Raw genomic sequence first — 21,571 nt, 5'->3', positions numbered from 1 at the left:
AGTCGGCGCCGATCCTGCCGCAAATGTCGGCTGACAACAGCGCACAGGCAAGAAACCGGGCAAGAAAACAGGCGGGAAACATGACCGACAACAGCGTTCTTCTCGAGAAGCGCGGGCAGGCGTTCTGGATCACCATCAACCGCCCGGACAAGCGAAATGCGCTCAATGCCGGTGTGATCGCCGGCATCGCCAAGGGCTACCGCGATGCGCATGACGACAAGGACGTGCGCGTCATCGTGCTGACGGGCGCCGGCGACAAGGCGTTCTGCGCCGGCGCCGATTTGCAGAACAGCGGCGCGGCGTTCTCGATGGATTTTTCGCGTCCCAATGTCGACTACGCCGACCTGTTGCGGCTGTCGCAGAGCGCGACCAAGCCCGCGATCGCGCGGGTCGGCGGCGTCTGCATGGCCGGCGGCATGGGGCTGTTGTGCATGACCGACATGGCGGTCGCCGCCGAAGGCGTAATCTTCGGCCTGCCCGAGGTGAAGGTCGGCGTGTTTCCGATGCAGGTGCTGAGCCTGCTGCAGTCGATCGCCCCGCCGCGCCTCGTCAACGAATGGGCGCTGACCGGCGAGCCGTTCGACGCCAGGACCGCGCAGGCGGCTGGCCTTCTCAACTATGTCGTGCCCGCAGCCGAGCTCGACGCCAAGGTCGATTGGCTGATCGGCCGCATCGTCGACAAGTCGCCGACCGCGATCCGGCGCGGCAAATACGCCATGCGCGCGATCGCCTCGATGTCGTTCGACGAAAGCATCGCCTACACCGAAAGCCAGATCGCGCTGCTCGCGATGACCGAAGACGCCAAGGAAGGCCTCAAGGCCTTCGGCGAGAAGCGCAAGCCGACATGGACCGGGCGCTAGGTAGAGCGGCGCGACGACCACGCACCGCGCGACTGGGTCGCGCGGCGGTGCGCAAAAATTAGCCCGCGTTGGCCTTCAGGCCGGCGGCTTCGATGCCGGCCACGGCGCAGATCTCGTCATTGTCTGACGTGTCGCCGCTGACGCCGACGGCGCCGAGCAGGGGCGAGCCGTCCATGATCAGCACGCCGCCGGGGACCGGCACCATCCGGCCCTGCGCCAGCGTGTTCACCGCGTCGACGAAAAAGGCCTGCTCCTGCGCACGCTGAAACAGGGCGCGCGATCCCATTCCCAACGCCAGCGCGCCATAGGCCTTGCCATGGGCGATCTCGGCCCGCATCAGGCTGGTGCCGTCCTGCGCGGCTGTCACCTTCACGGCGCCGCGGGCGTCGAGGATGGTGACGACGAGCGGCTTGAATTTCTTCTCGACCCCCTTGGCCAGCGCGGCATCCAGAATCTTGCGGGCAATGTCGAGCGTGAGATCAGCCATGGGCCTCTTCCTTTATCGATTGATCTGAACTGGATTTCGCACACTTCAGGCTCATCGCCAATACGCAGGCGACATGGAGCGGCGTGCGGCCGCTGCCGTCCATAATCTGGTGCCGGCATGAGGTGCCGTCGGCCACGATCAGCGTGTCCGGATCGGCGCTCCTGATCGCCGGCAGCAGCGACAGCTCGGCCATCTCGATCGAGGCCTGATAGGTCTCCGCGCCATAGCCGAACGCACCGGCCATGCCGCAGCAGCTCGACTCGATGATCTTGACCTCGAGGCCCGGCACCAGGCGCAGCACCTTCTCCACCGGCTTGAGCGCACCGAAGGATTTCTGATGGCAATGACCGTGCACGACGGCCTTGCCGGCGACCGCGCCGAGCGGCAGGGCGAGCCGCCCGGCCTCGGCCTCGCGCACCAGGAATTCTTCGAATAGCAACGCGTGCGCGCTCACCGCCTTTGTGGCGTCATCCGAACGCAGCGACAGCAGCTCGTCGCGCAGGGTCAGCAGGCAGCTCGGCTCCAGACCAATGATCGGCACGCCGCGGGCGGCGAACGGCACGTAGGTCGCAACCAGCCGGTCGAGTTCGGCGCGGGCCTGTTCGACCAGTCCGGCCGACAGGAACGTCCGCCCGCAGCACGGCGGCCTCCCGCCGTCCGATGGCCGGGGAAGGTGGACGCGATAGCCGCCGGCGAGCAGCACCTCGATCGCCGCGTCGAGATTTTCCCGCTCGTAACCGCGGTTGAACGTATCGGCGAACAGCACCACCTCGCGGCCGTCAGGCGGACCCAGCACCTCGGCGTCAGGCCGGAAGGTGTCGCGGCGAAACGCCGGCAGCGCGCGCTTGGCGCTGATCCCGGCGAGTTTCTCGAACAGCGCGCGCAACAGCGGGCTGCGGTTGCGCCAGTTCGCGAGCGGAGCAAAGCGCGAGGCGAGATCGACATAGCGGGGCAGATAGCCGACCAGCCGGTCGCGCAGCGACAGACCGTGCGTCGCGGCGCGCGCGGCCAGCACCTCGATCTTCATCTTGGCCATGTCGACGCCGGTCGGGCATTCGTGACGGCACGCCTTGCAGGAGACGCAAAGCTTGAGCGTGTCCATCATCTCGTCGGAGGCGAGCGCGTCCGGACCCAATTGGCCCGAGATCGCCAGCCGCAGCGTGTTGGCGCGGCCGCGGGTGACATCCTTCTCGTTGCGGGTCGTGCGATAGGACGGACACATCACGCCGCCCTCGAGCTTGCGGCAGGCGCCGTTGTTGTTGCACATCTCGACGGCGCCCTGGAAACCGCCGCCGGCGCCGGGATAGGCCGACCAGTCGAGCGCCGTCTGCAATTCGCCGACGCGATACTCCTGCGAGAAGCGGAACAGCGAGCGGTCGTCCATCCTGGGCGGATCGACGATCTTGCCCGGATTGAGCGTGTTGTCCGGATCGAAGCGCTGCTTGACCTCGCGGAAATCGGCAACGATGCGCGCGCCAAACATCGTCTCGTGGAATTCCGAGCGCACCAGGCCGTCGCCGTGCTCGCCGGAATGCGAGCCCTTGTATTCGCGTACCATCTCGAAGGCTTCCTCGGCAATGGCGCGCATTGCCTTGACGTCCTTCTCGAGCTTGAGGTTGAGCACCGGGCGCACATGCAGGCAGCCTTCGGAGGCGTGCGCATACATCGTGCCGCGAGTGCCGTGCCTGGCGAAGACGGCGTTGAGCCGCTCGGTGTAGTCGGCGAGATGCGGCAGCGGCACCGCGCAATCCTCGACGAAGGAGACCGGCTTGCCCTCCTGCTTCATCGACATCATGACGTTGAGGCCGGCGGCGCGGAAGTCGGCGATGCCGGCTTGCAGCGCGGGCTCGATGATCTCGACCACGCCGCCCCATTTGCGCTGCGGCCTGTCCCAGCCGAAGCCGAGGTCGGCCATCAGCTCGCCGAGCTGTTTCAGGCGGGCGAGATTGTCGGCCTGGTCTTCTTCGGCGAACTCGACCACCAGGATGGCATCCGGATCGCCGCGCACGGCCGCTGCGATGATCGGCTGGAACATCGCGATCTCGCGGCCGAGCGCGATCATGGTGCGATCGACCAGCTCGACGGCGATCGGCCGCAGCTTGACCAAATGCTGGGCCGCGTCCATCGCCTCGTAGAAGCTGCCGAAATGGCAGACGCCGAGCGCCTTGTTGCGGATCACCGGCCACAGCTTCAGCTCGACCTGGGTCGTGAAGGCAAGCGTCCCCTCCGACCCGACCAAAAGATGCGCCATGTTGTTCGGCGCGTTGCGCGGCACCAGCGCGTCGAGATTATAGCCGCCGACGCGACGCTGCACTTTCGGGAATTTGTCCGCGATCTCGGCCGCCTCGCGCTCGCCGAGATCGAGCATGTCGCGGAACAGGCTCGATCCGCTGTCGGGAGAATTGATCCGCGTCAGATCGCGCGGCACCTCGCCGAAATGCAGCAGCGTGCCGTCCGCAAGCGCGGCATCCATCGACAGCGTGTTGTCGCGCATCGTGCCATAGCGCAACGAGCGGCCGCCGCAGGAATTGTTGCCGGCCATTCCGCCGATCGTGGCGCGCGACGCGGTCGAGACATCGACCGGAAACCACAGCCCGTGCTGCTTCAGCTGGCGGTTGAGGTCGTCGAGCACGATGCCGGGCTCGACCACACAAGTCCGGTTGTCGACGTCGAGCGAGAGGATCCGGTTCAGGTGCTTGGAGAGATCGACCACGATGCCGTCATTGACGGTCTGGCCGCATTGCGAGGTGCCGCCGCCGCGCGGGGTGACGATCCGCCCGTCGTCGCGCGCGATCGCGAGCGCCCGCAGCGCTTCGTCGACGGTGCGGGGCACCACCACGCCAGCCGGCATGATCTGGTAGAACGAGGCGTCGGTCGCGTAGCGGCCGCGGTTGAAGGCATCGAAAAAGATGTCGCCGGTCAGTTCGGACCGCAGGCGCTGTTCGAGCGATGAGGCGTTCTTCATCCCAGATCCGGTGTGATCCACGACGCAACCGATATTGCCCATGGATTATTCATTCTATTGCATTCAGAATTACATTATGAATTCATAATGAGCAAGACTTGCGGCCTCAAGGGCTAATCGCCCTGAGGCGTCGCCTCGTCGGCGCTGTCCTGTCCCGCGGCGAGGTGCTCGATGGCGGCGGTCCGCTTGTTGCGCAGGTGTGCGAACAGGATGTCGCTGAGCTCACTGCCGGCGCGGCGGCGCAGTGCATCGAGGATCGCTTCGTGCTCCCGCATCGCCTCGGCCCAGCGTTGCCGCTTGCGGGCGAAATTGGCGGAGTAGCGCACCCGGCGGATCCGGCCCGCGAAATTGGCGTAGGCGGTCTTCAGGGTCTCGTTGCGCGCCGCGGCAACGATGCTCTCGTGAATGCGCTGGTTGATCTGGAAGTAGCCGTGCATGTCGCGATGCAGATAGTGGCCGTACATCTCGTAATGCAGCCGCTCGATCGCGGCGATTTCCTCATCGGTGATGGCTTCGCAGGCCAGCCGACCGGCCAGGCTCTCGAGCCCGGCCATGACGTCGAACAGTTCCTCGAGGTCGCGCGGGCTGAGCCGGCGCACCCGCGCGCCGCGATTGGGCAGGAGCTCGATCAGGCCTTCGGCGGCCAGCACCTTGAGCGCTTCGCGCAGCGGCGTCCTTGATATCCCCAGCATGTTGCAGAGCTGCCGCTCCGGAACGCGCCCGCCTTCGGGGATGTTGCCCTCCACCACATAGTCGCGAAGCCGCAGCAGGATCTCCCCGTGCAGCGAGGCTTCCTGGCGGTCGCCGCCATTGCTGGCGGCCGGTGGGGTGATCGGAACCCCGATTTCGGGAATCGCAGATTTCATATCCGGGACAATAATTTACCCACAGGGTCGCGTCGACGTCTCCAATCGAATACCAAATATGCGTTGAAAATACAAAAAATGAATGCAAAATAGCCAATCAGCAGACCGAAGCACGGCGATTGGGAGGTTCTCATGCATCAAGGGCGCCATTTTCTCCAGATCCCGGGACCGAGCCCGGTCCCCGACCGCGTTCTTCGCGCGATGGACATGCCGGTCATCGACCACCGCAGCGCCGAATTCGGCGAGCTTGGCCGCACCGTGCTCGAGGGCAGCCAGAAGGTGTTTCAGACTGCAGGACCGGTGGTCATCTTCCCGTCGTCCGGGACCGGCGCCTGGGAGGCCGCGATCGTCAACACGCTGTCGCCGGGCGACAAGGTCCTGATGGTCGAGACCGGCCACTTCGCCACGCTGTGGCGCCAGATGGCCGGCCGCTTCGGCATCGAGGTCGACTTCATGCCCGGTGACTGGCGCCGCGGCGCCGACCCCGCCGAGATCGAGGCGAGACTCGCCGGCGACACGGCGCACAGCATCAAGGCGGTGATGGTCGTCCACAACGAGACCTCGACCGGCGCCACCAGCCGCATCGCGGAGATCCGCGCCGCGATCGACCGCACCTCGCATCCGGCGCTGCTGATGGTCGATACCATTTCCTCGCTGGGCTCGGTCGACTTCCGGCACGACGAGTGGAAGGTCGACGTCAGCGTCAGCTGCTCGCAGAAGGGCTTTATGCTGCCGCCCGGCCTCGGCTTCAACGCGATCTCGGATAAGGCGCGCGCCGCGTCGCGCAGCAACAAGATGCCGCGCTCCTATTTCGATTGGGAGGAGATGCTGAAGCCCAACGCCAAGGGCTTCTTCCCCTACACGCCGGCGACGAACCTGCTCTACGGGCTGCGCGAAGCGATCGCGATGCTGCTGGAGGAGGGGCTCGACAGCGTGTTCGCCCGGCATCGGCGGCTCGCCGCCGCGACACGTGCGGCCGTCAATCATTGGGGGCTCGAGAATCTCTGCCAGGAACCGTCGGAATTCTCGCCGGTGCTGACCGCGGTGATGATGCCGCCCGGCCACGATGCCGATCAGTTCCGCAAGGTCGTGCTCGACAATTTCAACATGTCGCTCGGTGCCGGCCTGTCGAAGGTCGCCGGCAAGGTGTTCCGCATCGGCCATCTCGGTGAGTGCAACGAGCTGACGCTGCTTGGCGCGCTCACCGGCGTGGAGATGGGACTGTCGGTCGCCGGTGTCCCGCATCGCCCGGGCGGCGTCGAGGCCGCGATGCGGCTTCTCGAGCAGCGCGATCAGCGCAACGCACCGGCGCATCTGAAAGTGGTCGGCACCTAATCAGCAGTCCACGGCATCCCGCAAGCCAACGAACTCAGAAAAATCGCGGATCAGGGAAGGGGAGGAGATGAGGCTTCGGTTCAAGGCCACCCATGTCGTGTTGGCCATGCTCTGCGTGATGTACTTCATCACCTATGTCGACCGGGTGAACATCGGCACCGCGGCCAGCGATATCCAGAAGGAGCTCGGCCTGTCCAACACCGAGCTCGGCCTGGTGTTCTCGGCCTTTGCCTATCCGTATCTGCTGTTCCAGGTGATCGGCGGCTGGGTGGGCGATCGCTTCGGGCCGCGCCAGACCTTGTTCTGGTGCGGCATGATCTGGGCTGCGGCGACCATCATGACCGGCTTTGTCCATGGTCTCACGGCGCTGTTCGTTGCCCGCTTCGCGCTCGGGTTCGGCGAAGGCGCGACCTTCCCCACCGCGACGCGCGCGATGCAGTACTGGACGCCGGCCAAGCGGCGCGGCTTCGCGCAAGGGCTGACGCATTCGTTCGCGCGGCTCGGCAATGCCGTCACCCCGCCGGTGGTCGCGCTCTTGATCCTGTGGCTGACCTGGCGCGGCGCATTCATCGCGCTCGGTATTGTCAGTCTGATCTGGGGCGTCGCGTGGGTCTGGTACTTCCGCAATGAGCCGAGCGACCACGGCTCGATCACCGCAGCCGAGCTTGCGACCCTGCCGCCGCGTCCGCAAGGCGAGCGGCCTAAGGTGCCGTGGGGGCCGCTGCTGCAGCGCATGTGGCCGGTGACCTTGACCTATTTCTGCTACGGCTGGTCCCTGTGGCTCTACCTCAACTGGCTGCCGCTGTTCTTCAAGAACAACTACAGCCTCGATCTGAAGAACTCGGCGCTGTTCGCATCCGGCGTCTTCTTCGCCGGCGTCGTCGGCGACAGCATCGGCGGCGTCATCTCCGACCGCATCCTCGAGCGCACCGGCAATGTGCGTCTGGCGCGGCTCAGCGTGACGATCGTGGGATTCGCCGGCGCGCTGCTGTCGCTGATGCCGATCCTGTTCGTTCACGACATCACGGTGGTCGCGCTCAGCCTGTCGGCCGGGTTCTTCTGTGCCGAGCTCGTGATCGGCCCGATGTGGTCGATCCCGATGGACATCGCATCGAAATATTCCGGCACCGCGGCGGGGATCATGAACTCCGGCTCGGCGTTTGCGGCCATCGTCTCGCCGCTGGTCGCCGGCTTCGTCATCGACGCGACCGGCAATTGGTACCTGCCGTTCCTGATGTCGATGGGGCTCTTGCTGGTCGGTGGTTTCTCGGCATTGCTGATGCACCCGGAGCGGCCGTTCGCGGAGGCGAGCGAACCGGTGGCACCGGGAAGGATGGTGGCCGCCGAATGAGGGGCCGTCGGCGGTGGTGGAGCGCCGTCAGATATGCATGACGGCCCCTCGCCGGGCCTAGGACAAACCCGGCGAATAGTGATATGCGAGCGGCTCACCACGACCAAGACAAGACCGGGAAGACGCTCATGACCGTGCATACTGGAAGGCATTTTCTGCAGATTCCGGGACCGACCAACGTGCCGGACCGGGTGCTGCGGGCCATGGATATGCCGACCATGGACCATCGCGGTGCCGAATTCGCCGAGATCGGTTTTGCCGTGCTTTCGGCGATGCAGCGTGTGTTCCGCACCAAGCAGCCCGTGATCATCTACCCCTCGTCGGGGACCGGCGCCTGGGAGGCTGCGATCGTCAACACGCTGCAACCCGGCGACAAGGTTCTGATGTGCGAGACCGGGCAATTCGCCGTGCTGTGGCACGGCATCGCCGACAAGTTCAAGCTCGACGTCGATTTCATTGCGGGCGACTGGCGCCATGGCGCCGACCTCGAGCAGATCGAGGCGCGGCTTGCCGCCGACAAGGCGCACAAGATCAAGGCGGTCTGCGTGGTCCATAACGAGACCTCGACCGCCTGCGTGACCTATCCGCGCGACGTCCGCAAGATCCTCGACACTTTGAAGCATCCGGCGCTGCTGATGGTCGACACCATCTCGGGCCTCGGTTCGCTTGAATATGAGCACGATGCCTGGGGGATCGACGTGTCGATCGCCGGCTCCCAGAAGGGACTGATGCTGCCGCCCGGCCTCGGCTTCAACGCCGTGTCGGAGAAGGCGCTGGCAGTGGCCAAGGCCAATCCCGCGATGCGCTCCTATTGGGACTGGCAGGAGGTCATCAACATCAACAAGGCCGGCACCTGGCCGTACACGCCCGCGACCAACCTGCTGTTCGGCCTGAGGGAGGCCGTGAAGATGCTGGAGGAGGAGGGGCTCGACAACGTCTTCGCCCGCCACAAGCGCCACAGCGAGGCGACGCGCGCCGCGATCAAGGTCTGGGGCCTGGAGACGCAGTGCCAGGAGCAGGGCGCGCACTCGCCGGCGCTGACCGCGGTGCGGGTGCCTGATGGCCATGACGCCGATCATTTCCGGAAGGTCGTGCTTGATAATTTCGACATGTCGCTCGGCACCGGCCTCAACAAGGTCAAGGGCAAGGTATTCCGGATCGGGCATATCGGTCACTTCAACGACCTGATGCTGATGGGCACGCTGTCGGGCGTCGAGATGGGCCTTGATCTCGCCAAGGTGCCGCATCGCAGCGGCGGCGTGCTGGCGGCGATGGAAGTCCTGAAGGGACGCGACCCGTCGCAGGCGTCCAAGGCTGTTGCTTGAAGAGGCTGTTGCTTGAAAAGGCCGTCGCCTGAAATCGAATCTCAGAGAACAGAAAGAGCGAGACATGAACGCGCCCGTCGCTTCGACCGAAGACCTGATCTACTCCGTCGAGGACGGGATCGCGCGCATCACGTTCAACAGGCCGCAGGCGCGCAATGCGCTGACCTTTGCGATGTATGAGCAGATGGCTTCGATCTGCGAGAGCATCAATCAGGATCACTCCATCAAGGCGCTGATCATGACCGGTGCCGGCGACAAGGCGTTCGCCTCGGGCACCGACATCTCGCAGTTCCGCGCCTTCAAGACCGCCCAGGATGCGCTGGACTATGAGGCGCGGATCGACCGCGTGCTGGGAACGCTCGAACAGTGCCGCGTGCCTGTCATCGCAGCGATTGCCGGCGCGTGCACCGGCGGCGGCGCCGGCATTGCCGCATGCTGCGACATCCGCATCGGCACCGAGGCGACACGGATCGGCTTCCCGATCGCGCGCACGCTCGGCAACTGCCTCTCGATGTCCAACATCTCGCGGCTGGTTTCGCTGATCGGCCCGGCGCGGACCAAGGATCTGATCTTCAAGGCGCGCCTGGTCGAGGCGCCGGAAGCGCTGGCGCTCGGGCTGCTGACCGAAGTCGTCCCCGATGTCGAGACGCTGCAGCGCCGCGCCAACGAGACCGCCAAGCTTGTCGCTGGCCATGCGCCGATCACGTTAGAGGTGACCAAGGAAGCGGTGCGCCGCATCCGCCGCACGCTGTCGCGCGAGGAAGGCGAAGACCTGATCCTGCGCGCCTACATGAGCGAGGATTTCCGCGAAGGCATGGACGCCTTCCTCAACAAGCGCGCGCCGAACTTCAAGGGCAAGTAACGGCGGTTTCACGCTTTGCTCCAGGTCGCGCCAACGCGCGCCATATAGCCCAAACTGGTCAGACGAAAAGGAATGACCGGATTGCGCAGCAAAACCGGATCATGGTTGCTGCGTATTTGTGGGGTCGGCTATCGCACCTGTTGAATGGCAGGGGGCAATTGGAAGTGGTCGGCAGGGGTCGTCCGATTGCAATTGTACGGGCGACCCCACCCTTCGGTTTCAAATTTCCATCGGCGCGACCTGGAGAGGGTGAATATGCGCGTAAAATCTAATTTCACCCGACAAATCAATGCGACACACCCTGTCCAGCCCTTCCGCGAGAATATTTCGGTTTATCGTAAGGGCAACTCAGTGTTATGACTCCGCCGTCTCACCCGATCGAGGGGCGCTTCGCGGTCGTCACGAACGCGGTGTGGGATGCGGTGGACGCCGAGCGTGGCGCTGACGAGAGCACGCGAAGCGGACGGTGAAGTCGTGTGGGCTATATTTTGAAGGTCGGTGAAAGACGCTGAAAGCAACAAAACCCTTTAAATAAAGGGTTTTTCTTCTACCCTCATTCGAGGGCTTTCAGCGCATTTCGCCAAATCTAGGTCCCGGCCCTAAGCCTCTCGCGACCCTCCAAGGACTGAGAGGCCCAAGACCGAGACCATGGTCCCAAACCCTTCAGGAGCCTGAAACCACCATGGATACTACCACAACCACCGAACCTGCCAGCAAGCGTGCGCGCAACAGCAGCGTCATCCTGACCGACCGCATGTGCGAGAAGCGCGTCACCAGCCGGGTCAAAATCTACGACCGCAAATGCCCCGGCCTTTACGTCAGCATCACCACGGCTGGCGTGGCGACCTTCTCGTTCAAGTTCACCGATCCGGCGACCGGCAAGCAGCGCACCGGCTGGCTCGGCCGTCTACAATCCCGAGACCTTCGCCATCGAGGATGCCCGCAGCAGGGTCTACAGCCTGCGGGGCACAGGCGCTGCGGCGCTCGCCGAGACCTTCCGCGACCGCAAGGTGCATCAGGCGAAGCGGGGCAAGACCGTCGATGAAATCATCGAGGAGCGAATCGAGTGGATCAAGACCCCGGTGCGCAAGGCAGATGGCGAAATGCGGCCCCGGATCGAAAGCTGGGAGAACGTCGCCAGCCATTTGCGGCGCTTCCTCAGCCCCCGGCTCGGCAAGAAGATCGCGAGCGAAGTGACCAAGCACGACATCGCAACGCTGTCCGACGCCATCGTCAACGGCGAGCTGGGCAAGCCGTCGACCAGCAATGCCCGCCACATGCGCCGCGCCGCCTCGGGCCTGTTCCGATGGGCCGCGCAAGCGGGCCGCGACTATGTCAGCGCCAGCCCCTGCATCGACCTGCCGCCGCTGGACGAGGAGCATCCGCGCGACCGCGTGCTGACGGAGGACGAGATCAGAACGCTGTGGCACGGCCTCGACCGCGAGGACATGCCGTGGGACCGCAAGACGCGGCACGCGATCAGGTTCGCGCTGGTCTCGATGCTGCGTTCGGGCGAGTTGTTGCCGATCCACCGCGACGAGCTGAACCCGGACAATGACACCCCGAGCGTCGATATTCCGGCGCGGCGGGTCAAGAAGCGGTGCGTGATCAACCAGCCGCTTTCCGATCTGGCGCTGGAGATTATCAAGGAGGCGATGGGCAATTACGAATATGCGTTCACGGGCCGCTTCGGCGATGCGCCGCTGTCGCGCTCGTCGATGCACAACGCCTTGCGCGGCACCAAGAAGCTGGCGAAGGGCGTCAAGGTCACGCACACACCGGGCATCTGCGAGCTGCTCGATATCGCGCCGTTCACGCCGCACGACTTGCGGCGCACGGCGGCGACGATGTGCGGAGAGCTGGGTCTGTCGGAGGCCGGTATCTCGCTCTGCCTCGACCATCAGGCGAACAAGGACGAGAACGGCAAGCCACTGCCAGCGATCACCCGCAAGGTCTACAACCTCGCTACGCGCGCCCGTGTGGCGAAGAAACGCGCGGTGCTCGACGCGTGGGCGATCGAGCTGCGGCGGATCATCGGCGAACCAGTGAAGGCCATCGAGTGCGATCAGCGGCGGCTCGCCGCCTGATCAACGCGGAAATCCAACATCGTGTTGGATTGAACAGGCCCGGTCAGCACATCGCTGGCCGGGCTTTTTCTTTTTGAAATCCGGTGAAACCCGCCATTTGGCCGCTTGTGCATCGGCGTTCTGCCCGGCGTCTGGGTAGCGTCGGCCCCGGAATAACGCACCAGCGATGCGCACCGCCCGATGGGTGCTTCAGGATTTCGGTCGGGTGGGATGGTGCCGCCGCCCGCGACCGCGTCCATCGACTTCGGTTTGCCACGCGGCCACTTCATCGGCCCACCAGATTTTTTTGTTCGGGGAAATAAAGGTGCCGCGCGGAAAGCGGCCATCCCGCTCCATTCGCCAGAGCGTCACCGCACTGACCGGCACAATCTCCAGAACCTGCTTTTCGTTGAGCATGCGCCGAAGTCCGGATTTCTCGGGTGCGCCGTCTTCGGGCCGGTCCATTTGGCGTCACTCCGCAGCAGCGGAGGCGGCAACGCCACGCAGCTTGGCCTTGGCCAGCGACGCGGCGGCCTTCTCGCGCTCCATGCGCTCGCGGACACAGCGAATGACCTCGCTGTTATGGCTGGCGCAGTTTCGTTCCGCTTCCTCCACGACCCACGCCTTCAACGGTGGAGGAAGCCGGACCAGCATCTTGGCCCAGTGATGCTTCTTCTTGTTCATTATAATATCACCTTGCCTACGTGGCGACGGATCGGATACTAGTAAGGTTACTAGCATCGGTCAAGCGCGCGGCGGCATCGAGGAATGTGATGGCAAAGAAGCGAGCAGGATCGAAGAATGCGGCATCTCGCCGCCTCAAGCAAAACCTCGCAGAGATAGAGCGGACAATTGCGTCAGCGAGAGTGGTCGATCCACCGGCCAAGCCGCCAAGCAAGACAGCGCCGCAATTCGTTTTGAGATACACGCCCGAGCTGCGCGACCAGATCGCGCGGCTGGCGACAGCACGCGGCTTGTCGATCAACTCAATGCTGATTGAGTTGCTCGAAAAGGGCCTGAGCCACGGCGATGCCGTCGAACAGCTACAAACCTCGACCGGCGAATTGTTCGACCGCATGGAAGCACTGGAAAGTCTGGTCCGCGAGCATGAGGCCCGGCTCAGCGGTCGCGACCCGTACAACGTCGAGAAATAGGATGTGGCCGCCGATGAGCACGGAGCTGAAGCTCTCACGCAAGGCCATCACGAAGAGACCGCGCGGAGCACCGCGAAAAACCTTCGTCCACGATCCCGAACGGTTCGCGATCAACCGCGCAGATGCGTTCATAGCGCTTGGCGCAAGCGAAGCCGACGCCTTCGACACGGTGGCGGCTCAGATGCTCGGTCAGGCGGTCGCCTGTGAAGATGTCGGCCCTCGCCGCAAGCGCGGACGCGGCCTGATTGGCGCTGGCACGCTCGTCACCTATCAGCGCAGGGCAGGCAGCGGATCAACCGCGACCTTCGCAGGCAAGGCGTCGACCTTACGCCGGAAGGCCAAGGCAGCGGAGCGAGACCCGCAGGCGGTCGCGTGGCGCAAGGCGATGGGCCGCGCCTATGTGCTCGCGCTCACCGGCAACGATCATGACCGCTGCGCCGCGATCATTGCGGAGCTGGCCGCGCAGGTCGGCGAGGATGCTCACGCCCGCGATGTGCTGCTGCCGCTGCTCGCCGCCCGAAGTTTTTGGGCGGCCCGATTTATCCCCGCGAGTTAGGCCGCGCCGGAAGGCGTAGGCTTCCACAACCGAAGATTTTGCTGAAGCGCGAAGTCCTCGCGCTCACCCGCCTGCAGAACGACACGATCTGGCGGCTTGAGGCCAAGAACCTGTTCCCGAAGCGGATCAAGCTCGGCGAGAAAAAAGTCGGCTGGATCGAGGCCGAGGTCAGCGCTTGGCTGGCCGACCGGATGGCCGAGCGCTTCGAGGCGCGCCCAGTCGCATAAACGACAACGCCCGCCGGGGTCGGCGGGCGCTCTCTATTCGATGGGATGCATCGTCTCTGCCTTGGAACAGCAGCGACGATGTACCCCGAAATCCGGGACACGTCCATGCCGATCACCAGCATCAACAAGCCGCAGGCGATTTCTGGGCACAGGGGCCGCGACCGATGGCTTCGCGCGATCCTCAACCAGCACGACGTGCTGACGCTGTTCGAACTCCGGGTCGCAGTCCTGCTCGGCATCCACTTCAACTGCACAGATGGTCGGTGCGACCCCGGCTACAGGACGCTGGCGGCAGAACTTTGCATTTCTCCTCGCTCGGCGCGGCGGTGTGTCGCCGCGCTGGTGGCTCACGGCTTCGTCGGTCGCAATGAAGGCGCTGGCGGACACCACGATCAGAAGCAAAACTTTTCTCTGTTCATGCCGCCTGAACGAGGGACCGACATGGGAGGACCGACATAGCGTCCCCCGTGGAGACTGACAAAGCGGCAGCGCACGGGGGACCAAAGCAGGGGGTAACGGGGACCAAAACAGGGGGGACGGGCGACAATAGGCACGGTCGCTAAAGAACCTGGATCATCCTTGGAGAGCGTCCCATCAAGCCACGGGCAGTGATCACCTTCTTGGCAAATAAGATCGGCGGAAGCCACTTGGATGCGGATAGATCATCGGAGTTCGAATACTTGATGAACAAGTGGCACACAATCGACGGAGAGGGAGCGATCTACTATTTTTTCGAGGGCTGTGCCCACGACATCTGCCGTTCGTTGTTGCCGCTCCGAAACGAGGTCGCGGCTGCACACGGTCAAGCCGTGAGGTTGCCGGTATAGCGGTTGATGACGCGGAACAGCGCCGCTATGGCGGCTTGGTTCGTCGTGATCGAATACAGGTTGCACATCATCGCGCTCCGTCATCATGCTTGAAGCCCTTCGGCAGGCGCGGCGGTTCGTCCCGGCTCGACGGATTGCACTTCGGGCACGGCATGCCAGCGCCGCCGCAGCGGCAAGCGTGAGGACCGGCAAAGGGCTGGTCCGGATGGTTCTCGCAGACCCAGCCTTCGTCCTCGCAGACTAAGCACTTTGCGCCAGACTTCACCTGTGACTCTCGTCTAACACCTGTGCGATCAAGCGTAACCTCTCGACCAAATGTCACAGGGACGATCCGCTTTGGACGCGTCTAGTTGGCATTCGCGCGTGGCGCGCAATATCCACGTGCCGTAGAACTGTAAGTGAGGTGCGACTGGCCTTGGGGCGCGAAGACCTCTCAGGTCGCATCCCCCGCTTCGGCTGATCCATCGGCGGGCAAGCAATTGCCGCGGTGGGGTGTCCGAAAACGCCGCATCGTCAAAACCAAGTTTCGACCATGGCCCGCGCAGTGATCGTTCTCCGAGCCTATCGATTGACTGATCGAATTCTTGCCAACGCGGGAAAGGCAACAACAAGGACACGAGCCCGCCGACAAGCAACTGATTGAAAGCTTCGCCTTCATTTTCCGAGCTGTAGTAGTGTGCACGATAGCCTGTCGGCCCGTTAAACAGCCAATCGTATGTCGGTGCCGTGCACGGAATGGTGACCTTGACCCGGAAGCAACCCACCATGGATTTGCCCGCTTGCCAGCAAAAGCTGGCGTGCTGAATGTTCGCCTGCATCTCTGCGACGGCGAGGGCGCGAAGTTCTTTGCCATCGGGGGCAGCATTCAAATGGTCAACCCGATCCGTGTCGAGATTGTATTGCCACTCAGTCAGCGCGATCCGGACCTTCATCGTTCGCCCGGCCACCACGTTGACGCCGGATCGCTCGCGCTGAACTTGGTCCGCCGCAGCGCCACCAGATGGCTCCGCTTGTACGGATAGCCGCGCACCTGCGAGCAGTCCTTGCACCGCATGTAGCGCTCCAGTTCATGGACCGGCGTGCACTTCGGTCGTCGCACGATGTCGAGCGCGACGGTCTGATTGGTATTGCAACCAAGGCATTTGACTTCGAGATAGCCGTATCCGGCATTGAGGGCATCTCCGAGCGCGGGCGACGGCTGCGCCGGTCCCTGAAAGCCGAGCATGCGCTTGTTCCACGCCTCACACGCCAGACGGTCGGCGGTCTTGCGCGCTTCGGTCGCTCGCTCTGCCGCCGCCGGAATCGATGCGCCGTAGATGCTCTCACGCGATTTGGTGCCCATGCGAGCGAGGATCGCCCGGCCACGATGAGCGGGCAAGCCGCTACAGCTTGCGGTGGATAGCGTGCCGGGCCCAACGGGAGGGCCGGAGCGCAATGTCCGCTTGCCCCCGAGCAGCGGCACAAAAGCAGACATGCCGGGAGGTCCGAGGAGGCCAGAAGCCCATCGGACCGCGCGCTCTGGCTTCCCAAGGAACGTTGACATGGATCAAGCATTCGCAGGGTTGGTTCAGACACAGTTGGTTTCCTACTAGGGAAAGGAAGCCGTTATGAGACACATCGGCCTGAAACGAGCTTTGTTAGTTGCCGCCGTTGTCGTGTGTGGAGTTTCCGGTTCGGTTGGATGGTCAAAAAATGACGGCCTCTTACTGTCCGTTGATAGCGCGCAAGCCCGTGTGGGGCGACCGTTGACCCCCGTGAGTGTCGCGGGCGTTGCACGTCGAACGACACGGCGAGCGGTAGTGGGAGGAGCAGTAGTAGGGGGAGCGGTGGTCGCTAGGCCGCGCTGCGGGTACTACCCCTATGGACCGTGCTACTAGCACTTCACGTCGCATGCTTTGTCAGCCCTATTCCCTAAATAGGCGGCTCACCGCACTTGTCGGCAATCTGCTGGCAGACGTTGGGTGCGTACCTCGAACACGACCCGCTCGATGCTGCGCCGGATCGCAAGATCGCCTCGCGGCGCGCACCGCGCGGGCGTCGCCGTAGGATAGCTCACTTCCGCTTTTCGGCGGCATAGCGGACCATGCCCGAACTTGCCGCTGGCCGACCCGCGAGCGACCCATCTTCGAGCGGTCTGCACATTCACCGACAAACCAGTACGGGGGTTTTCGCGTAGGTCAGCACCTTGTTTGTCACGCTGCCGATTAGAAGCATGGAAACTCCGCTGAGCCCATGCGATGACATAACAATGAGATCGCAGCCGTTGTCCTCGGCGGCTGCGATGATGGCTTCATGGGGTGGCATGTTCTCCACCTGAATTGTCTCGCAGGAAACACCAGCTTTCTTGGCCGCGCTTGCCGCGTGATCCAACACGCTCGCAAAGTCGCCTGTCACTGCAAGCAGCGGGTCCACAACGTAGATTGCAGATACCTTGGCTCCAACGGATTTCGCCAACGCCAACCCATGCGCCACCCCACGCTCCGCTAGCTTCGACCCATCTGTCGGAATGAGAATATGCCGGTACATGCTTCACCTCCCGATTATCTGGACGTATCGCTGCCTTCCGAATGTGAAGCTGGGCCCGCGTTTCGGATACGGACTTGAGATGGATCAATCTATCGGCCCATTGTCGATGGCCCCTGCCGCCGAATTTGTTTTCACCAGCGCCGCAGGTCGTCAATGATCAGGCGCGCAGCGCGTGGCGGGGACCTCGAAGACCCGCCCACCGCCCTGCTTCGATTTTTGGGTCCCTCTGGGCATGTCATGATACGCGGGGACCGCGCGACGGCGCCCCTTCAGCATATTTACGTTTTTCGTTTTTCGATGTTTGTTTGCCCGATCCGCTTTTCAAAGGGCTCGCGAGATGCGGCGCATCGATCTGTTTGAGGCCACGATGCAGGGCTGGGCGCGGCTCGATCCGGCGCAGCGCGAGCGGTTTTTCAAGGCGGGTCTGAAGGCGGCGTTGAGGCTCGACCGGATGGAGTTTCGTGCTTGGCTCCTGCGGCGGGTCAGGCACCCGCCGCTCGCCGCTCCGGTCGATCCGGCCCGATTTGCGATTTCGGATCGCGACATCGCCTTGCTGCTGAAGACATCTCTGAGGGCGGACAATGCCGGTAGAGGCCGCTGACGGTCCATCCCCGTAGTTCTACGGCTTGGCACAAACTGCACTGGAATTGCCGAATTTCCCCGACGTAGGCTCCGATAGCAATCATGGGCGTTTGCGTTTTTCGCAAACTGAGGGCTGGTCGGCCCGTCCGCACCAAACGGGCCGCTAGATGGCCTCAGCAACCAGCCTCCCTTCCCACAGGCCCCCAAAGGTTGCTGAGGCCAATCTAGCATCAGGCGATGGAGCTTCCATGAGCCGAGATCGAGACGGCCGTCTTTTCGAGACTGGCGTGCTCATTGCAACCTTAGCCGGGCTGGGCATGCTGGCCTACTGGGCCATCAAGTAAGGCCGCCTCAGTTGGCGGCCTCTTTCGTTGACGCGAGGCCATGTCGCCTATTGGCCCTTCCCGGACATGACTGGTCTAGCTGATAATGTCCGCTCACGGCGCTGAAGCGGGCAGCATCCCAACGCGTGGGGTTGCGGATCGTAACAGTGTGCCGGGCGCAAGCGCGTCGCCTTCATCGCTGGTGATGCAGACGACGGCTACGCAACCCGGAAAAATAAAAGTGCAAATACGATCGTACCGCAGCGTCGCGCGGTCCCCGCATTTTCCGCGCACCCCAGAGGACCCTGACGACCGTGCGGAGGGCGCCGGAAGGTTAACGACTAAGCTCTAGGCCCGCTGAGTAGAAGGATACAGCGTGCCACGTCTCGATCATTTCTTCCCTTCATGCACGCAATCTGCTGCTGGCGCTGCACCGGGACGATGAGCGGAGATGACGACCTATCGACCCACTACGCTCTAGCCAAGCTACTTAGCTGTCCCCGTCGTAACTCCCGGCGCCGTCGTAACTCCGCGCCGCACTTGGCGCGCTTCACGGCGACCCTCGCGGCGCACTTGGCGCGCGTCACGGCGATCCTCGCGGCGTTCGCGTCGCCCCTCACGTCGATCTTGACGCCTTTCCATACCAGCGGTCTGCGCCTCCGCGTCAGGGACCATCAGCACGGTCGGGAACGCGGCTATTGCAGTCGCCAAGCCCAAAGAAGAAAGAAGCTTCCGTCGAGAGAGCATGACTGCCTCCCTTGCTGGACTGCCCCAAGATTTAAAAGTTTACTCGCTCTGCCCGTACCTGTCTTGATCTATGTCATTAGACGGTTGCACTCACATCCGCCATCCTTCGACGGTCGCGCTGTCGCGCGCGCATCACCTCGACCTCGACCGCGTCGCCGTGTCGGCCAACATCAAACCGCGTCCATGCATCATCAGTCCCCACCTTCTGGTGGACAGTGTGTTGCGTTAGCGAGAAGCCGTCACCGTATGACCCCCGGGACGGCTTCTTTCGTTGAGATGCGCGGCACGGCACGCATCGAACCCGGAGCCAGCACGGGCAGCGGCTCGCACCCGTCACCGCGTCACCGTCACGACGCGCGTCAGGACGGCAGCAGCCACAGCATCACTGACCGGCAAAGTAGGACCGAGAAACCGGACACAAAAAGAAAGGCCGCTTGCGTTGCCACAAGCGGCCCAAGTCTAGGGAGGAAACGCCCATAGAAGGGCACGGCCGGGGTGGCCGATGAGGCACATTTAGTCGATGCTGACAAAGAGCGATTGTGCGGTCCTATTCAATTTTGGACGTCCATGCAGTCACGGGCGCGCGCCCAATCACGCTTTCGTTAATTGAGGGGGCAAGAATGCCGCAACAGTTGCGATCAGAGGCCGAAGGAAGGCCCTACAGCGCGCCAGAGCGCAGGGCTACAGGAACACCGGGCAGGCCGCGCCAGCGCATAGGGTGTGAAACTAGGGCCTATTGGGGCCCAGCGGGTTTGTGTGGGCCTTTTGTTCTTTCAGCAGAAATCGAAAAAAGCCTGTATTTTCCGGCACTTTTGCCGTTTTCAACAGGCCGAAAAGCGGCTGGACTTCAAGTCGTGTGGTCCTGACGCCCCAGCGGTAGGTGTCCCCTCGCAAAATGCGCAAGCGTTTTTGCGAGGGCGGTGACAACAAAGCCCGGTCTCGCCGGGGAGAGCACGAAGTAAGCCGTAAGCCATCGCGCAGGGAAAGCCGGGGTTCCCGGTGACACCTGTGGTCCTACCTCGCGTGCTTCCTGTTGCACGGGACCCATGGGTGCGATCGGCATCCGGCTTTCCCTGCGCCCTCTGATTGATTGAGGGCGGAACGAAGAGCAAAGCTCGGACGATTCATGTCGCGAGAAGGCGGACTCGCATCCTCAGCTTTACCCCCGTCATCCTGAGGAGCCGCGAAGCGGCGTCTCGAAGGATCGACGGCCCGGTTGGTGGCCGTGCATCCTTCGAGACGCCCTACGCGCTCCTCAGGATGACGGGACTGCTAATGTCAGTGCGAACCGACACCCCCACCTCATTCCAAAGTCATAGGTGCTGCGGCAGTTCGCAGCTTGAACTCACCCGCATTCTCAGCACAATGACGGCGCCCGCCAATTCGCAGGTTTTCGCCAAGCCGAACAAATAGATAGGGAAGAAACACGTGGGACAGATTGTGAAAACCACGGCTGCAATCGCGGCCCTGCTGCTGAGCACGCCGGCCTTTGCCGGCTGGGAGCCGAGCAAGCCGGTCGAGATCGTGGTTGCGGCGGGTGCCGGTGGCGCCTCTGACCAGATGGCGCGGATGATGCAGGCGGCGATCCAGAAGAACAATCTGATGAAGCAGCCGATGGTGGTGTCGCTGAAGGGCGGCGCGTCGGGTGCGGAAGCGCTGATGTACATGAAGTCGAGCGAAGGCGATCCCAACAAAGTGCTGATCGCCTATTCGCTGATCTACATGCTGCCGCTGTCGGCGAAAATTCCCTTCAACTGGCGCGACCTCACGCCGGTGTCGGTGATTGCGCTCGACCAGTTCGTGTTGTGGGACAATGCAACGGGTCCCAAGACCGTGAAGGAGTTTATCGAGGCCGCCAAGGCGGCAAGCGCACCGTTCAAGATGGGCGGGACGGGCTCCAAGCGCGAAGATCATGTGCTGACCGTGTTCATGGAGCAGAAGACCGGCGCCAAGTTCTCTTATCTGCCTTACAAGTCCGGCGGCGAAGCCGCGACCCAGCTGGTCGGCGGCCACACCGAATCCAACGTCAACAATCCCAGCGAGAATCTCGAAGTCTGGCGTGCCGGACAGGTTCGCGCGCTCTGCGTGTTCGACAAGGAGCGCATCTCCTACAAGACCAAGGTCACCGAGACGCAGTCCTGGAACGACATCCCGACCTGCAAGGAGGAAGGGCTGGACGTGCAGTATCTGATGCTGCGCGCGATGTTCCTGCCGGGCAAGGTCACACAGGAGCAGCAAGCGTTCTATGCCGACCTGTTCCAGAAGGTGACGCAGACGGCGGAATACAAGGACTACATGGAGAAGCAGGCGCTGAAGCCGATCTTCCTCACCGGCAAGGACATGATCGAGTTCCTCGAGGATGACGACAAGGTCAATGCCTCGCTGATGAATGCGGCGGGCTTCGTCGCAAAATAGCGGTCGTGGTTTGCTTTACCTTCAGGCCGGAATTGGCTTGCAAGCGGTGGCGGCGCAGTGATTATTGCGCCGCAGTGTGGCCGAACGTCCGGCGAGC

The 21,571-nt window shown here is 63.3% G+C and carries 22 protein-coding genes and 1 pseudogene; 13 read left to right on the top strand and 10 right to left on the bottom strand.

What is annotated here, in order from left to right:
* Window positions 1-80 precede the first annotated feature (80 nt).
* Window positions 81-860, top strand: coding sequence for an enoyl-CoA hydratase/isomerase family protein (locus tag K359_RS0114290; protein WP_029079962.1), 780 nt, complete (start codon window positions 81-83; stop codon window positions 858-860).
* A 58-nt stretch (window positions 861-918) separates the two neighbouring features.
* Here the strand turns inward: K359_RS0114290 and K359_RS0114285 are convergent, their stop codons facing one another.
* The 3 genes from K359_RS0114285 to K359_RS0114275 all read right to left on the bottom strand — a co-directional run bounded on the left by K359_RS0114285 (window position 919) and on the right by K359_RS0114275 (window position 5,178).
* Window positions 919-1,347, bottom strand: coding sequence for a heme-binding protein (locus K359_RS0114285; protein ID WP_029079961.1), 429 nt, complete (start codon window positions 1,345-1,347; stop codon window positions 919-921).
* A complete protein-coding gene (locus K359_RS0114280) occupies window positions 1,340-4,312 on the bottom strand; it encodes an FAD-binding and (Fe-S)-binding domain-containing protein (RefSeq protein WP_029079960.1) in 2,973 nt (990 codons plus the stop codon). Before K359_RS0114280 ends, K359_RS0114285 begins: the two co-directional genes overlap by 8 nt.
* A 113-nt stretch (window positions 4,313-4,425) precedes the next feature.
* Window positions 4,426-5,178, bottom strand: coding sequence for a GntR family transcriptional regulator (locus K359_RS0114275; RefSeq protein WP_029079959.1), 753 nt, complete (start codon window positions 5,176-5,178; stop codon window positions 4,426-4,428).
* 132 nt (window positions 5,179-5,310) lie between these two features.
* Between K359_RS0114275 and K359_RS0114270 the strand changes: the two genes are divergently transcribed.
* From K359_RS0114270 to K359_RS51935, 6 genes are all read left to right on the top strand, one after another.
* On the top strand, window positions 5,311-6,513 hold the full coding sequence (locus tag K359_RS0114270; RefSeq protein WP_029079958.1) for an alanine--glyoxylate aminotransferase family protein: 1,203 nt from the start codon (window positions 5,311-5,313) through the stop codon (window positions 6,511-6,513).
* Window positions 6,514-6,580: 67 nt separating this feature from the next.
* A complete protein-coding gene (locus K359_RS0114265; protein ID WP_029079957.1) occupies window positions 6,581-7,864 on the top strand; it encodes an MFS transporter in 1,284 nt (427 codons plus the stop codon).
* Between the two features lie 128 nt (window positions 7,865-7,992).
* On the top strand, window positions 7,993-9,189 hold the full coding sequence (locus tag K359_RS0114260; protein WP_029079956.1) for an alanine--glyoxylate aminotransferase family protein: 1,197 nt from the start codon (window positions 7,993-7,995) through the stop codon (window positions 9,187-9,189).
* Window positions 9,190-9,253: 64 nt separating this feature from the next.
* Complete coding sequence (locus K359_RS0114255) at window positions 9,254-10,051, top strand: enoyl-CoA hydratase/isomerase family protein (RefSeq protein ID WP_029079955.1); 798 nt, start codon at window positions 9,254-9,256, stop codon at window positions 10,049-10,051.
* Window positions 10,052-10,733: 682 nt separating this feature from the next.
* Window positions 10,734-11,096 carry a hypothetical protein gene (locus tag K359_RS64370; RefSeq protein ID WP_245284602.1) on the top strand — a complete coding sequence of 121 codons (363 nt, stop codon included), beginning with the start codon at window positions 10,734-10,736 and terminating at the stop codon, window positions 11,094-11,096.
* Window positions 11,062-12,138, top strand: a complete 1,077-nt coding sequence (locus tag K359_RS51935) for a tyrosine-type recombinase/integrase (protein WP_245284601.1) — start codon at window positions 11,062-11,064, stop codon at window positions 12,136-12,138. The genes K359_RS64370 and K359_RS51935 overlap by 35 nt, the downstream gene beginning before the upstream one ends.
* On the opposite strand, the gene K359_RS61235 is transcribed toward K359_RS51935, so the two are convergent.
* The 3 genes from K359_RS61235 to K359_RS51925 are packed head-to-tail and all read right to left on the bottom strand — an operon-like array spanning window position 12,117 to window position 12,801.
* Window positions 12,117-12,377, bottom strand: coding sequence for a hypothetical protein (locus K359_RS61235; RefSeq protein ID WP_156928495.1), 261 nt, complete (start codon window positions 12,375-12,377; stop codon window positions 12,117-12,119). The genes K359_RS51935 and K359_RS61235 overlap by 22 nt on opposite strands.
* On the bottom strand, window positions 12,328-12,582 hold the full coding sequence (locus K359_RS51930; protein WP_084518389.1) for an AlpA family transcriptional regulator: 255 nt from the start codon (window positions 12,580-12,582) through the stop codon (window positions 12,328-12,330). Before K359_RS51930 ends, K359_RS61235 begins: the two co-directional genes overlap by 50 nt.
* A 6-nt stretch (window positions 12,583-12,588) precedes the next feature.
* Entirely contained in the window at window positions 12,589-12,801 is a 213-nt protein-coding gene (locus K359_RS51925) for a hypothetical protein (protein ID WP_035976566.1), read from the bottom strand.
* Between the two features lie 89 nt (window positions 12,802-12,890).
* On the opposite strand from K359_RS51925, the gene K359_RS0114235 reads away from it, so the two are divergent.
* From K359_RS0114235 to K359_RS0114220, 4 genes are all read left to right on the top strand, one after another.
* Window positions 12,891-13,271, top strand: coding sequence for an Arc family DNA-binding protein (locus K359_RS0114235; protein WP_084518388.1), 381 nt, complete (start codon window positions 12,891-12,893; stop codon window positions 13,269-13,271).
* Window position 13,272: 1 nt separating this feature from the next.
* Window positions 13,273-13,827 (top strand): hypothetical protein, encoded by a 555-nt coding sequence (locus K359_RS63275; protein ID WP_029079953.1) that lies wholly within the window; start codon window positions 13,273-13,275, stop codon window positions 13,825-13,827.
* A 38-nt stretch (window positions 13,828-13,865) separates the two neighbouring features.
* Entirely contained in the window at window positions 13,866-14,054 is a 189-nt protein-coding gene (locus tag K359_RS63270; protein WP_051346127.1) for an AlpA family transcriptional regulator, read from the top strand.
* Between the two features lie 105 nt (window positions 14,055-14,159).
* Entirely contained in the window at window positions 14,160-14,513 is a 354-nt protein-coding gene (locus K359_RS0114220; protein ID WP_156928494.1) for a hypothetical protein, read from the top strand.
* 352 nt (window positions 14,514-14,865) lie between these two features.
* Here K359_RS0114220 and K359_RS61230 read toward each other — a convergent pair.
* The 4 genes and pseudogenes from K359_RS61230 to K359_RS0114200 all read right to left on the bottom strand — a co-directional run.
* Window positions 14,866-14,949 (bottom strand): annotated as a pseudogene (locus K359_RS61230) (SOS response-associated peptidase); the annotation flags it as partial.
* A 225-nt stretch (window positions 14,950-15,174) separates the two neighbouring features.
* Window positions 15,175-15,813, bottom strand: coding sequence for a hypothetical protein (locus K359_RS0114210; protein ID WP_029079949.1), 639 nt, complete (start codon window positions 15,811-15,813; stop codon window positions 15,175-15,177).
* Window positions 15,810-16,223 (bottom strand): hypothetical protein, encoded by a 414-nt coding sequence (locus K359_RS0114205; RefSeq protein ID WP_029079948.1) that lies wholly within the window; start codon window positions 16,221-16,223, stop codon window positions 15,810-15,812. Before K359_RS0114205 ends, K359_RS0114210 begins: the two co-directional genes overlap by 4 nt.
* A gap of 800 nt (window positions 16,224-17,023) precedes the next feature.
* Window positions 17,024-17,407, bottom strand: a complete 384-nt coding sequence (locus K359_RS0114200; protein WP_029079947.1) for a universal stress protein — start codon at window positions 17,405-17,407, stop codon at window positions 17,024-17,026.
* Between the two features lie 337 nt (window positions 17,408-17,744).
* Between K359_RS0114200 and K359_RS0114195 the strand changes: the two genes are divergently transcribed.
* Both K359_RS0114195 and K359_RS0114180 read left to right on the top strand, forming a co-directional pair.
* Window positions 17,745-18,008 (top strand): hypothetical protein, encoded by a 264-nt coding sequence (locus K359_RS0114195; RefSeq protein ID WP_029079946.1) that lies wholly within the window; start codon window positions 17,745-17,747, stop codon window positions 18,006-18,008.
* A 2,488-nt stretch (window positions 18,009-20,496) separates the two neighbouring features.
* Window positions 20,497-21,474, top strand: coding sequence for a Bug family tripartite tricarboxylate transporter substrate binding protein (locus K359_RS0114180; RefSeq protein WP_371261156.1), 978 nt, complete (start codon window positions 20,497-20,499; stop codon window positions 21,472-21,474).
* Window positions 21,475-21,571 lie beyond the last annotated feature (97 nt).

It is taken from the genome of Bradyrhizobium sp. th-b2, assembly GCF_000426785.1.
GTDB lineage: Bacteria > Pseudomonadota > Alphaproteobacteria > Rhizobiales > Xanthobacteraceae > Bradyrhizobium > Bradyrhizobium septentrionale.
Note: the sequence above shows the minus strand (reverse complement) of the source record. Positions and strands in the feature narration are given on the sequence as shown.